We start from the raw sequence: 13,168 nt of genomic DNA on the forward strand, positions 1-13,168 counted from the left end.
GTAATCTTCAAATCTCAAGATTCGCTCAAGGCTTGGATATGCGAAATCGCGCTTCGGCGAAAGCCCCCGCTTCTTCATTCCACAACGTCAGCGATCCGCCATGCTTCTCGCACAGCAGCTTGCATACATAAAGCCCCATCCCGAAATGGACGGACGGCTCCGCGCCCCCCTCACCCCTCAGGAACGGCTGCGCCCCCTTGTCCAGAATTGCTTGCGAATAACCGCCTCCGTCGTCGCGCACTGAAAAAATCAATTCATCCTGCCATACCGTCGCCTCCACTTCAATCCTCTTCTTCGCGTATCTGCCTGCGTTGGCTATCAGATTTTCCGCTACGTTGAAAAGATAGGACTTGTCGATCCACACCGATTGCCGATGATGTTCGAACCGGCTCTCTACAATGTATCCGGCATCCTGCGTAAGCAATCGGATGCTCTCCTTCATTTCCTTGGCCACTTCCCCCCAGTCCGTAAGCCGCGGCGCGCACGACAACTGCTCCAACCGCTGCACGCTGCTCATCGCTTCGACATAGGATTCGATCCTTCCCGCGTATTCCTCGATCAAGGAAATGGCGTCCTGCGCTTGATGCGAAGACAACGCTCCTGTGGATAGCCCCTTCTTTAGCATTTTCGCAGAGCCTTTTACGACTGTAACCGGATTGCGAAGATTATGGGAGAAAGCAGCGTTCAGCCTCTTACGTTGCTCCATCTGCCGCCACAGCTTCTTGTTGTTGTTCGCAAGCTCTTGTCGCATCGCCTCGAACGCATCACATAGTTGTCCCAGTTCATCTTTGCTGCCGGAAGGCATCGTAAAATCCAGATCATGACGCATGATCCGTTCCGCCCCGGATTGCAGAATGGCGAGCGGCCGCTTCAGCTTCAGGCGGTAGAACAACAAATCAGCCGCCAGAATCGCCGTCAGAACGAACAGGGTGGGAAACAGCAGCTGCAGCAGACTTAAGACTCGATACCAGGAAGGGGGAACTGCCGGCTCCAAGGCCGGCGCTACGGTTACACCGGTCCCGTCCTCGATCCTAATAGAAGTGCCGTATGTCCCCATCAGTTCGCCGATTCCCCAGACAGACAGCGCACTAAGGAAAAAAGCGATGAGCAGAAACGGCAGCGTTAAGCTGAAGAACGCTTTTTTCAGACTCATCTGCCTGATCCGTTCCATCTGTAGCCCACCCCCCACACCGTATCGATATAGCCGTGAAGTGTATGAGCCGCCAGCTTGGCCCGGATTTTGCGAATATGCTCAATCACCGTATTGTCGCTTCCCTCGCTATCCAGTCCCCATATCGTCTCATAAATGCGTTCCCGGTCGAACACTTGTCCCGCATTCATCGATAATAGTTCCACGATGTCGAACTCTCGCTTGGATAGTTGAATAGGAACGCCGTCATAGGTCGCTTCCCGCTTCGTGTAATCGAGAACTAGCGGTCCAAAAATACGGATAGCCGACTGTCGGTCCAGCGCCCGCTGGTCCCGGCGCAAATGCGCTTCTACCCGGGCGGCCAGCTCATCCAGATCGAACGGCTTCACAATATAATCGTCAGCTCCGGCTCGAAACCCTCTGATTTTGTCCTGGCTCTCGACCCGCGCCGTCAAAAACAGAATCGGAACGGAAATATGCCCGCGAATACGCTCGCAGACGGCGAGCCCGTCCATCTCCGGCATATTGATATCCAGCACGATGAGATCCGGGTTACAATCGATTCGTTCAAGCGCTTCTTTGCCGTTACTTGCCGTGTACACCACGTAGCCGGCCATTTCAAAATAATTTTTCATCATCGCAACGATGCCTCTCTCATCGTCGACAAGCAATAACCTCACGCTCATTGCGACACCTCCTCCTACCATTTCTCCTATCTATTATGTTGCGCAATCCTCAACTTTATCTCAAGATGGCGGTTTATCGTTATAAGCAACCTAGGTAAGTTCGCTGCCCTACTTATAAACCAAACTAAATCATTTGGAATTTTAGTTTCTAAGAACGGCATTACTGGATCCAATTGGTCTGGTGCTTATAGATTTACAAAAAAGTTGTTTCTAAGATGTAATATTCTTATTACCAGCTTTACAATAAATGATTTTAGAGAGCTTATCAGTAATAAATCTTTCTTCGAAATTATAGAACAAAAAAAGATGGATATCATAAACGATACAGATATTAAGGAACATCTAAAAAACATCCAGCAATGAAATAATCCCCTTTACAATGCATTACATCCTATTGTGAAGGGGATTATTCTATTTCCAAATATCATAAAATATAGTCTACTAATTCAATTGTCCCAATGGGAATTCTCTAACCACTCTTAAATAATTCGCCCTACTTGTGATAAGGTTCACCCCGATTAATCTTCACCGCACGATAAATCTGCTCGGTGAGCACAAGGCGCATGAGCTGATGGGGCAGCGTCATGCGCCCGAACGACAGCCGCTGCTGCGCGCGGCTGATTACACTATCGGCGAGCCCATGGCTCCCGCCGATCACAAACACGACATGGCTCGTCCCATAAGTGCCGAGCTTGTCCAATGCGGCAGCGAGCTCCTCCGAGCTCCATAGCTCGCCGCCCACCTCCAGGGCGATGACATGGGCATCGCCCTTCACATGCGCCAGAACTCGCTCACCTTCGCGCGCCCGCACCTGTGCTACCTCCGCCTCACTCATCGTCTCCGGCGCTTTCTCGTCGGGTACCTCCACGACTTGAAATTTCACGTATGGCGTAAGCCGCTTCGCATACTCAGCGATTCCCTGTACCAAATATTTTTCCTTCAGCTTGCCAACGGCAATAATTTGAACAAACATCTCTGCACATCCTTTTCATTGCAACTAATCATGATATAGATGAACGGCCAAACATCCAACACCATGCTTGCTTCTTTGTTCCTATCCAGTGGACAAACCACAAAAATGTCCATCTAAAAGTGGACACAAGGATAATATCTACCCGCACATTAAATTATCAATATATTGCGCCATAATAAACTAACTCATACAATATGTAGGCACTTAGTAATTTGATAAAGTCCACCCCCGACACTGTATTGTGTCCACTATTTGAAAGACATTATTTTAATTTTTCCACCACACAAGGACAATCACAACCTATAATCTACAATCACTCTTCAATCCATGTATAATTAGTCCTACTCCCATCCCTATTCAACGCAAAAGAGCTGCACTCCCCCCATAAGGTTGAAGGCGCAGCCCTAACTCACATAGACCCATCACATCACAATCACACAATCAAAAATTTCGCCTCACACTTGCACTCCTCGCAGGTAATCGGCGGCTCCCAGTCGATAAACTTCGTATGCTCCAAATCTACAATATCCGGCGCTTCTTCAAATTCATCCACGAATTTATCAATCGCCAGTTCAACATGATCCTTACATACTACGTACATTGCTCCAAGCATCCTTTCTCTACCGCTCCTGTGACGGCGCGACTATGACACCACATGATGTTCTCAATGGTCTTGTTATGATCATTGTGTTCATAATCAGTTCTACCATACTCTTGAACAAAAATAAATCCATTGCATTATTTCTTTATTACATTATAGTTCTATTTATTTAGACCAGATTCAATTTCACTGTCTGAGGGCTTATCAGTCAAAGTAACAGTCACCGTCTCTAGATTACCATTTCGGTAAAGGGTGACTTCCATGCTATCGCCAATTTTCTTATGTCCATATAAATACCTGCGTAATTCCTTAGTCGAGTCGACAGGTTGTTTATCTAATTGCGTGATAACATCATTCAGACGCAGTCCTGCTTTCTTCGCCGGACCATGAGCTTCAAGCACAATCAAGCCTTCTTGCACATGATTCGGTAAATTCAGTTCCTTGCGTTGGTCATCATCAATTTCAGCATAAGGATTATTCAGATCCAGCGTATACACACCTAGATATGGGCGAACAACTTTGCCATGAAGCATCAGATCATCCACCGTCTTCATAACATCATTGACAGGGATAGCAAAGCCGAGTCCCTCAACTCCTGTATCTGAAATTTTCATCGTATTAATCCCGATTAAATCCCCGTTAAGATCAACAAGTGCACCGCCGCTATTCCCTTCGTTAATAGCTGCATCGAATTGTATGACCTCTTGCTCCCAATCGTACACTCCGTCCTGATTCAGTGAGATAGGGATCAAGCGATTGATATAGCTTACGATTCCTGAAGTCAACGTCCCGCCAAGGCCAAGCGGATTGCCCACCGCAATCACAGTCTGCCCAGCCCGCAGCTTCGTAGAATCGCCCATATTGATCACAGAACTTATACCATTGTCATCCACTTCAAGTACAGCTATATCATTAATTGAATCCTGGCCCACTATATTAGCTTTGCGGGATTCACCATCATTCGTAACAACTTGCAAACTATCAGTACCGCTAATTACATGGGAGTTCGTAATAATGTATGCCTTACCTTTATCTTTCTTGAAAACGACGCCCGATCCTAACGCTTCACCCTGCTCCGATTCACTCTCAGATGCAGAGCTTTGATTCAAGATACTAACGACCGATGGCGCTACTTTATCAGCTGCAAGACTAATTCGTTCAAAAGGATTGCCACTAGCTGAAAGGTCTGATGATCCCGAACCATTCCGACTAGATGAAGCCGGCAGACCTGTAATCAAACTGAACAAGAGAACGGCTACTACTGCACTTAATATGGAGGAAAACATCGAAATTTGAAGAGTAGACCACCCCTTCTTACCTCTGCGTTCCTTCCACTCTGGATTGTTTACTGAAGACATTCGTACGTGTCTTCTTGATAGCTTTGTTGAATAAAAATCGTCGTCAAACAATCCCATCCGAACTCTCTCCCTCCATGGCTCTGCCTCGGGTTTTCTATATGATTATCTACCTCTGTCCCTCAACACCCGCAAGCACGGTTTCCCTTCACTCTATGCCGATAAGGCAAAGCCATATTCCCGTTCGTATTTCACTATAATTTTAACGTAAGGAATGGGCTCAATGTTGCCTTACCGTGGAGTTTTTTGATGTTTTTCATTCAATTAGGAATGTTTGGCAAATTTACGGACTACACTAATCTTAACAAGCGATAGATTGATAGATTTATTTTACCATATGCAGGCGAAATTGGAGCATTTCTAAAGAGGGAAATTGCGGTAAATTTCCATTCCAATTATTTCCCTTTTCATTACAAAATACAGGAGGATTACTCATGAATTCCTTTTTCTCTACACCGCAAAACGAAGTCAACATTCTTGCCAAACTTGCAGATATAAAAGAAGAGCATTACCATCAGTTGGTAACACTCAGCGCTATGATGGAGCTATGCATTGAAAAAGGTATCCTCACCCGGGAGGAGATCCAGAAAAAGGTCGAAGAACTTGATGCTATTATAGATCTGCCACCCTATCCCATGGCGTAGGTCGATCGTAATACGTATCGCACAGCTTAAATTCACTATCCTTGTAGAAGCAACCGCGATCTTCCATCGCACTGCGGACCGACATTCTCGCGAGATCAGGCATATTGTGCTCACGACTGAGATGCGCTAAATACGTCCGTTTCATTCGTCCGTTCATTAGCTCGCTCATCAGATCACCAGTCGCTTCGTTGGACAAATGCCCTAAATCTCCGAGAATTCGGCGTTTGATATTCCATGGATATCTTCCCATGCGAAGCATCTCAATATCATGATTGGCTTCGAGCACAAGTACGTCTGAATCGGCAATCGCCATCTTCACCTTGTCACTTGCATACCCCAGGTCAGTGCAGACGCTAAGCTTGTCCTTTCCGTCATAGAAGGAATACGCGACCGGTTCAGCAGCATCGTGGGAAATTGCAAAAGACTCTACCCTCATTGAACCGAAATCTCGCGTCTCGCCTGTACCGAGCAGGCAACGATTCTCTTCCGATATTTTCCCGATGGATTTCTCCATTGCGCTCCATGTTTTCTCGTTGGCGTATATCGGAAGATTGTATTTTCTCGCCACTGCTCCCAAACCCTTAATATGATCCGAATGCTCGTGCGTGATTAGAATACCATTAATGTCATTTCCGGTGACGCCCCGTTCCTGCAGCAGCTCGTCAATACGGCGGGCGCTAAAGCCTGCGTCGATCATTAACGTCACTTCACCGTTTGCAACAAGCGTCGCATTCCCCGTAGACCCACTCGACAGCACCGTAAATCGTAATCCCATTTCCCCATTACTCCTTTGTTTTCTCTGTGTTAGGACTAATTACGTCCCCACTGATGCCTTGTACATAATACTCTTTGCCGCTCTCCAGAAGAAATCTCCAAGCCGGTGCCGCTGGCAAATGTGCATCCGAATTAAATACTTCGCCATAGTAGCCAAGCTCTATTTGTGTTACCACAGCGCCTTCAGGCAAGAAATTTTCTATCAGATTCCCTAGTGCCTTTGAGGCGGACAATACGCGCTGCGCTTTATCTTCATCACCACTACTTATTTCAATCATCTGACGCTGATAGGACACAATTTTTTGATTGCTAGAATAAAGTTTCAGCTCGATTTTGAATAGAGGCCACTCCCCATTCACCAGCGGATGCAGTATGAATTCTTCCGCCCGGCTCGCTGGTTCATCATATCTGTAATCCCCGATTTCAGGAATGCTTGTTTTAAGTGCATTGGCTAGATCCCGTGGAGTGTAGATTAGCTTGCTGTCTATAGGCTGTTCCAGCTCAATCACCTTGTTATCCTGCTCGTCTTCTACTAAACGATATGAAATTTTCGAAAGCTGCGGCGTTTCCGTCGGGATTTTGGCAAGCACCTTAATCCGTTTATCGTCCATCGTCTGCTGAATATTACTCTCCAAAGAGGTGAAGTCCAAATTGGAGTCAGCCTGTTCCTGCAAATCATTCCACAGCTGATATCCAAGCACCATATTTAGTAACAAAAAAGCATAGATCAGCACATTTTTGGCTCGGCCCCAATCCATCCTTCGGCCCCCTTTCTTATAGCGTAATCCTGACTATTTATTGGAGAACTCGAGCAGCTCCATTTTCAAGCTCGGCCACCCACATCGGCTTCAATAATAATCCTTCCTTCGTCAGCGAAGGAACATATGCCGGATATAGTTGCACGATTCGAGACTCCTGCTTGAGCCCGGCAATCTGCTCTCTAAGCTTATCGCCGCCCTCCAGTTGAACGACCCTTTTCTTAAAAGCTTCGCCCTTCGGATAGATTAACGAACGCTCATATCCAGTAATCGTACCCTGCCGCATCTCTAGTGTAATTTCACCATAATGGAAAGTTGAGAGATCAATAATCGGAAAAGCTCCATACTGTCCAAGTCCATAATACTGTTTAAAAACAACAGTATGCCTTTCAGTATCCACGCCCTCTGTTCGCTCCAAACGATACTGCCCGTTCCAGCCGCCATGCTGATTTACGAAATCAACAGCGGACAGTGCATTTTTGCCTGGATTGTTCTCACCTGTTGCAGGGGCTGCCGGATCGGTATAATTGATCCAATTGCGATCCTGCTTCACCTGTAAGCTCCGTTTACTGTCGGTGTATATTTCAGAACCATCTTTTTCTCGAATATATCTTGTGATACTTGCATCAAAGAACAGGCTTCGCTGCATTTGCTCTGTCGTATACAAACCGATAGTCATGCCTGTCTCGATCATATCAATCGGCTTTTCCGGAATATAGTATCCATTCTCAAGCGTATACGGGATCCAGTCCTTGCCGAAATCAACCTGCTGCCTAACGTCCTGAATCGTCAAATCCGCCTTTGTTGCCTCATAAACTACATCACCTTGGGAACTGAAGAAAAAGACGCGCACCTGATCTTCATTCTCCGTATTATAGATAAGCAATCGGCTAATGCTCTCGCCTTCAAACAACGGGTCAGAAGCGATCTGCATTACCTTCTGCAGCAGCGCAACAGGTATTCCACGTCCAAAATCCAGCTCTACACCTATACGGCTGCGTATATCCTTCCAATCGACATTCTCTACCGCATAACGTTGGAATCCGTCAAACTGACGTCCTTTCAGACGCGAATATATCAAATTATAGAACGTGGATTCCGGATAAAATACCGTATGGCGATTGTCACCCAAATGAAGGGCAATTTGCGAAGGATAAAGCATTCCTTCAACCTGCAGCTCTTCACCCATATCCTCCGTCCGAATATAGTCATTCTCGGTTTTGACAACAGGGTCACTGCCCGGCAGCCGATAAATCATAAAATAACTCTGTATTAGACTGCACACAACCAGCAGAGCGAGCAACAGTGATTTTAAATTCTCTTTCACGGCGACTCGCCTCCTTGTCTCTGCTGAGGCAGTGTAAAGGTAACCTTCGTTCCCTTGCCCAGCTCCGATTGCAACGAAATCGTACCGCCATGCGCCTTCACAATTTCCCGGGCAATGGACAAACCAAGCCCCGTACCTCCCATATTTCGTGATCGCGCCTTATCAACACGATAGAATCGCTCAAAAATCCGGTCCAAATCCCTCTTTGGAATACCAATTCCGTTATCCTGTACTGAAATGGCGAGCAGCCCATCCTCCATACTGCGGGCTTCAATGGCAATCGTCCCGCCTTCAGGCGTATATTTCATCGCATTGGAAATCAAATTATCCAGCACCTGGTCAATCTGATCACGATCAATCCAGGCTGTACTTACTCCGCTGCTGATAAATAACGTGGGCTTGATTCCTTTTTCCTGCATTTGAAAAGAAAACCGATCCGTCACTTCCTCCAGCATCTCCATCACACCGGTTGGCTGCTTGCGAAGCATAGCCTCCTTGGAATCCAGCCGCGACAAATGCAGTAGATCCGTAACTAGACGGATCATCCGCTCGGTCTGGATCTGAATCACAGAGGTGAACTTCGGCCCAAGCTCCGGATCGCTAAGCGCTCCATCCTCCAGAGCCTCCGTATAGCTCTTGATCGTCGTCAGTGGTGTACGCAGCTCATGGGATACATTCGCTACAAATTCCCGCCGCGATTCTTCCAGCTTCTCCTGTTCAGTGACATCCTGGAGTACCGCAATCGTTCCGATGATGCCAAATTCCCGCCGATGAATCGGTGTAAAGGTGACTCGAATAACAAACGAATCACCCTCTTCGACCTCATCCTCCAGAAGCGTAGAATGCATCGTGCCCTGCTGAAGAATGTCCTGTTCCTCAGGTGTCAGATGAAGCAACTCCGCGATATTCATATCGCCTACCTGATCCTCACCCACCTTGAGCATTTCACTAGCGCGACGATTCATCAAAATGACCGTGCCTGTCCCATCCGTCGCAATTACACCGTCGCTCATATTCGTCAAAATCGAAGCCAGCTTCTCTTTCTCTTCCTCGTTCTGTGCCAGTGCATTGCGAAGCCGACTAGTCATATAGTTAAATGCTTTGCTGAGCTGTCCGATCTCGTCATTTCCGCGCACAGGCATCTTCTGATGGAACTCTCCTTCCGCTACAGCCGTTGCCCTGCGGGTCAATTCCTTAATCGGGGAAGTGATCGTATGGGCGAGAATCACGCCCAGCACTGCGGTTAAACCAAGCGCCAGCAAAATACCGGAAATAAAAATATTGTTAATCCGTTCCATCGTATCGTACAGATCATTCATTGAGGCCGCGATGTAGATTGCACCCACAATTTTACCCTCGCTCATGACAGGCTTCGCCACTACTTTTTTGCGGATATTATCATCATCGATAATGTATTCCTCGTTGTCGCGAATGCCTTGTAACGCCCTATTCACTACGGTTTGCGTATTTTTAGTGCCTACATAATCCGCATGAGAAGGCTTGGAGGTAGTCAGAACCTTTCCGCTTGCATCAAGTACTTGAATTTCTGCGCCGTTGATATTGAACAGATTGTTCACCAGTACACGCAGATTTTCCAGCGACTCCTCCGCCGCTTCCCCGGTCACTCCCAGGTTTTGCGCTGCTAGTACAGAGAGCAATTCTGCACGTTCTTGCAATTCTTTAGTAAAATTGCTCGTCAGCGATGTCTTCATAGCACTCACAAAATAAACCCCGATGAGCTGCATCGCAATCAGAATCAGCAACACATAGACGATAATTAACTTAGCCTGGAGAGTGCGGAAGAAAGAGGGCAGATTCATGCTAGAATCCACCCGCCTTGGAGCTGCGCATCATATAACCGAGTCCTCGACGCGTCAAAATATACTCCGGCTTGCTCGGGTCTTTCTCAATCTTCTCCCGAAGGCGCCGAATGGTCACATCCACCGTACGCACATCACCGAAATATTCAAATCCCCATACCGCTTGCAGCAGGTGCTCCCGAGTCATAACCTTTCCGGAGTTCTTCACCATATAATGTACAAGCTCAAACTCCCGATGAGTCAGATCGAGCGGCTCCTCATTCTTATACACGGTATATGTATCCGTATCGATGAATAGCTCAAACAGACTAATTCCTTGTCTGTCCTCAGCGTCCTCCAGCGTAGAGGCTGGCTTCTGCTGCCTCCGCATTTGCGCCTTCACTCTGGCAAGAAGCTCTCTGGTACTGAACGGCTTGGTCACATAATCATCAGCGCCAAGCTCCAGCCCCAACACCTTATCTATTTCTCCGTCTTTTGCCGTCAGCATAATAATCGGCGTCTGCAGCTTAGCACGTACTTCCCTGCATACGTCCATACCATCTTTTCCTGGCAGCATTAAATCAAGCAGAATCAAATCCGGCTGCTCCGAAAAAGCAAGCTCCACCGCTTCAATTCCATCAAAGGCGAGAACTACCTCATACCCCTCTTTTTCCAAATTAAACTTTAATATATCTGCAATCGGTCTTTCGTCATCTACCACTAATATTTTACCTTGCATCGTGCGACTTCACCCCAGACATTCAGGCCTTGGCCAATCTTACTCTATTTTAACATACCTGAAGCGTCCCTTTCATTACAACCAATTGTTATAGATAAACTTCTGAAATCACAGTAAAATAAATCAATTCGAGCGCGGACATAAAAATCAACTTATTATGAGCTATGGAGGATATCATGGGATTTTCGATAATAGGAACTATAATAGCCGTAGTTATTCTATTGCCCAGCATTATTTTCTTTATAAAATTCCCGCCCAGGCATGCTGCAGAAGAAAAGAGTAAACTTCCAAAAATCTTCGAACTCCTGGAAAAAATAGGACAGATGGGTTGCATAGTATCTCTGGTTATTTCTAAAGACTTCTTCCTCATTGAAAAAGCAAACTACTTTACAATGTTAATGGTCATATGCATTGCCTTGTATTATGCCTTATGGATTGCTTATGCGATAAAAGATGGAGAGTTCTCAGTTATGCTCAAGCCACTTCTATTCATCCCGATTCCGGGCGCAGTGCTGCCTGTATGTGCATTTGTTTTTGCCGCCTTGTGGGGCCAATGTATATGGTTGGGGGCATCAGCTATTATATTGGCTGTTGGGCATTGTACAATTAGCTGGGAAAGCTATAGACGCATAAAGTAAAGCAACCATCAAAAAAACCTGGCAGTTAGCCAGGTTTTTTGGGTTTAGATCCTACTCTTCTATTTCTATATTTTTATCTCTACAGAATCTTATAAATATTTCATTGGATTTTGGATTGAACCGTTCTTATGAATTTCAAAATGAAGATGAGTGCCTGTGGACCGACCCGTATTACCCATAACTCCGATCTTCGAACCCTTTTCTATGATTTCTCCCTCTTTCACGCTAATCTTGCTCAAATGTCCATACAGTGTTTGGTATCCATTATTATGATCAATAATAATACAATTACCATAACCGGATTTCGTACCAGCAAAAGTAACTACGCCATCATCAGAAGCAAGGATACTGCGGTTAGAAGAGACAAGGTCGATACCTTTATGCGTTCTTCCCCAACGTTGCCCATAGCTGCTCGACATCGCAGCTCCCGATACCGGCCAAGCAAAATCACCTGAACCCTCACCAAGTACTACTTTTGTACCCTTAAGAACAATTTTCGGCCGCGATGCCTTCGTTACTTCCTGACCAAGCCATTCCTCGGCAACAACCTCACCGTTCTCTTTAGTTAAGCGATATTCCATCGTTTTAAGACCGCTTTGTCCTTGAGCAATAACTTTAGCCTCTCCGGCACGCATGGATTCACTTTTACGAATAATCACCTGCGGCTCTGTAACAATCTCTTCGGTTACACGTTCTACCGTTCTTACCGTAATTGACGGCTGCACTGCCTTAACACTGATTAAGGTTCCGATCTGCAGCGTCAGTTCCTTAACTTCGGGATTGTTCGCGTACAGCTCTTTCTGTGTAATGCTAAACCGCTTCGCAATCGAGGAGATCGTATCTCCTTCTCTAACCTCGTAAGTGATGGCCGCTTCATCTCCAGCCAAAATCCGTTCTACAGCAGCGTCAACATCCATCACCTTATTAGGATCCGTATCTACTCCAACCTTTGCAATCTCCTCGTTAAACTTTACAGATTCCAGTTCAACGTTATTTCCTGTTCCTGAGGTGCCTGAAGAATTTTTACCCAGGCCTCCGGTTCGCTTGATTTTGGATACAATGCCTTTTGATGCCGTAGTGGCAGGCGTATATTTGTTTTTTAATTGCTCCAAAACAGCATCTGCAGTAGCCTGATCCTTCACAATTCCGATCACTTTGCCGTCTACATGCAGCTCAACGCCTTTGGCGTAACCCGTAAGCATGCTATATACCTTATCCAAAGTTTCCTCAGAATTAATCTCTGCCTTGTATTTCTTTTCTTGAACAGTAGTAACGCCCTCAGTGTGTACTGCCATTTCTACGTCAGGATATTTTTGTTTATATTCCTGCTCTTTCTTGGTGTACAAGGCATTAAGATCATTTAAGTTCTTAATACTGCCTATTTCCTGATCACCTATGAACACCCGATAATAGGGCATCGTATTCGCATCCACATAATGACGCCCTGTCAAATACGCCGACCCCACAATAAATAGGCCTGCTATTGAACCGATTACGATTCTTTTCGTTCTAGTCAAGCTAGACCTGCTTATGCTCTCTCTAACCTTTTTCATTATGTTAAGCTTGGACACCTGTTGATCGTTCTCCGGACGGTCGTGGTTTTCCTGTGCTCGGTAGTACCCGCCCCTGCGCAACAGATTCCATCTCTCCTTGAAACCCTTCATGCTGATCTCCTTCACCATACATCAATTCGACAAAAGGTTTCAAAATTTTAACCTTTTTCC

13 protein-coding genes are annotated in these 13,168 nt (G+C 46.2%); 2 read left to right on the forward strand and 11 right to left on the reverse strand.

Annotated features, from left to right (window positions below; genetic code table 11):
* Positions 1-25: 25 nt before the first annotated feature.
* The 5 genes from BLS49_RS11230 to BLS49_RS11250 all read right to left on the reverse strand — a co-directional run bounded on the left by BLS49_RS11230 (position 26) and on the right by BLS49_RS11250 (position 4,825).
* On the reverse strand, positions 26-1,171 hold the full coding sequence (locus tag BLS49_RS11230) for a HAMP domain-containing sensor histidine kinase (protein WP_091229913.1): 1,146 nt from the start codon (positions 1,169-1,171) through the stop codon (positions 26-28).
* Entirely contained in the window at positions 1,150-1,836 is a 687-nt protein-coding gene (locus BLS49_RS11235; protein WP_091229915.1) for a response regulator transcription factor, read from the reverse strand. The genes BLS49_RS11230 and BLS49_RS11235 overlap by 22 nt, the downstream gene beginning before the upstream one ends.
* A 493-nt stretch (positions 1,837-2,329) precedes the next feature.
* Positions 2,330-2,809 (reverse strand): 23S rRNA (pseudouridine(1915)-N(3))-methyltransferase RlmH, encoded by a 480-nt coding sequence (rlmH, locus tag BLS49_RS11240; RefSeq protein WP_091229917.1) that lies wholly within the window; start codon positions 2,807-2,809, stop codon positions 2,330-2,332.
* Between the two features lie 433 nt (positions 2,810-3,242).
* Positions 3,243-3,410, reverse strand: coding sequence for a CxxH/CxxC protein (locus BLS49_RS11245; RefSeq protein WP_091230078.1), 168 nt, complete (start codon positions 3,408-3,410; stop codon positions 3,243-3,245).
* Between the two features lie 161 nt (positions 3,411-3,571).
* Positions 3,572-4,825, reverse strand: coding sequence for a S1C family serine protease (locus BLS49_RS11250; protein ID WP_091229920.1), 1,254 nt, complete (start codon positions 4,823-4,825; stop codon positions 3,572-3,574).
* 374 nt (positions 4,826-5,199) lie between these two features.
* Here BLS49_RS11250 and BLS49_RS11255 point away from each other — a divergent pair, with 374 nt between their 5' ends.
* The gene (locus BLS49_RS11255; RefSeq protein ID WP_091229924.1) at positions 5,200-5,409 is read left to right on the forward strand and encodes a hypothetical protein; all 210 of its coding nucleotides are present in this window, start codon (positions 5,200-5,202) and stop codon (positions 5,407-5,409) included.
* Here BLS49_RS11255 and BLS49_RS11260 read toward each other — a convergent pair.
* The 5 genes from BLS49_RS11260 to yycF are packed head-to-tail and all read right to left on the reverse strand — an operon-like array spanning position 5,378 to position 10,806.
* On the reverse strand, positions 5,378-6,184 hold the full coding sequence (locus BLS49_RS11260) for an MBL fold metallo-hydrolase (RefSeq protein ID WP_091229928.1): 807 nt from the start codon (positions 6,182-6,184) through the stop codon (positions 5,378-5,380). The two genes, BLS49_RS11255 and BLS49_RS11260, sit on opposite strands and share 32 nt — an antisense overlap.
* A gap of 7 nt (positions 6,185-6,191) precedes the next feature.
* On the reverse strand, positions 6,192-6,941 hold the full coding sequence (yycI, locus tag BLS49_RS11265) for a two-component system regulatory protein YycI (RefSeq protein ID WP_091229932.1): 750 nt from the start codon (positions 6,939-6,941) through the stop codon (positions 6,192-6,194).
* A 37-nt stretch (positions 6,942-6,978) separates the two neighbouring features.
* A complete protein-coding gene (locus BLS49_RS11270) occupies positions 6,979-8,268 on the reverse strand; it encodes a YycH family regulatory protein (RefSeq protein ID WP_091229937.1) in 1,290 nt (429 codons plus the stop codon).
* Positions 8,265-10,088 (reverse strand): cell wall metabolism sensor histidine kinase WalK, encoded by a 1,824-nt coding sequence (gene walK, locus BLS49_RS11275; protein WP_091229940.1) that lies wholly within the window; start codon positions 10,086-10,088, stop codon positions 8,265-8,267. The genes BLS49_RS11270 and walK overlap by 4 nt, the downstream gene beginning before the upstream one ends.
* Before the next feature lies 1 nt (position 10,089).
* Positions 10,090-10,806 carry a response regulator YycF gene (gene yycF / locus BLS49_RS11280; protein WP_091229944.1) on the reverse strand — a complete coding sequence of 239 codons (717 nt, stop codon included), beginning with the start codon at positions 10,804-10,806 and terminating at the stop codon, positions 10,090-10,092.
* Between the two features lie 176 nt (positions 10,807-10,982).
* Between yycF and BLS49_RS11285 the strand changes: the two genes are divergently transcribed.
* A complete protein-coding gene (locus BLS49_RS11285) occupies positions 10,983-11,444 on the forward strand; it encodes a hypothetical protein (RefSeq protein ID WP_091229947.1) in 462 nt (153 codons plus the stop codon).
* Between the two features lie 89 nt (positions 11,445-11,533).
* Here the strand turns inward: BLS49_RS11285 and BLS49_RS11290 are convergent, their stop codons facing one another.
* Positions 11,534-13,108, reverse strand: a complete 1,575-nt coding sequence (locus tag BLS49_RS11290; protein WP_091229951.1) for a peptidoglycan DD-metalloendopeptidase family protein — start codon at positions 13,106-13,108, stop codon at positions 11,534-11,536.
* Positions 13,109-13,168 lie beyond the last annotated feature (60 nt).

The organism is Fontibacillus panacisegetis (assembly GCF_900102215.1).
Lineage (GTDB): Bacteria > Bacillota > Bacilli > Paenibacillales > Paenibacillaceae > Fontibacillus > Fontibacillus panacisegetis.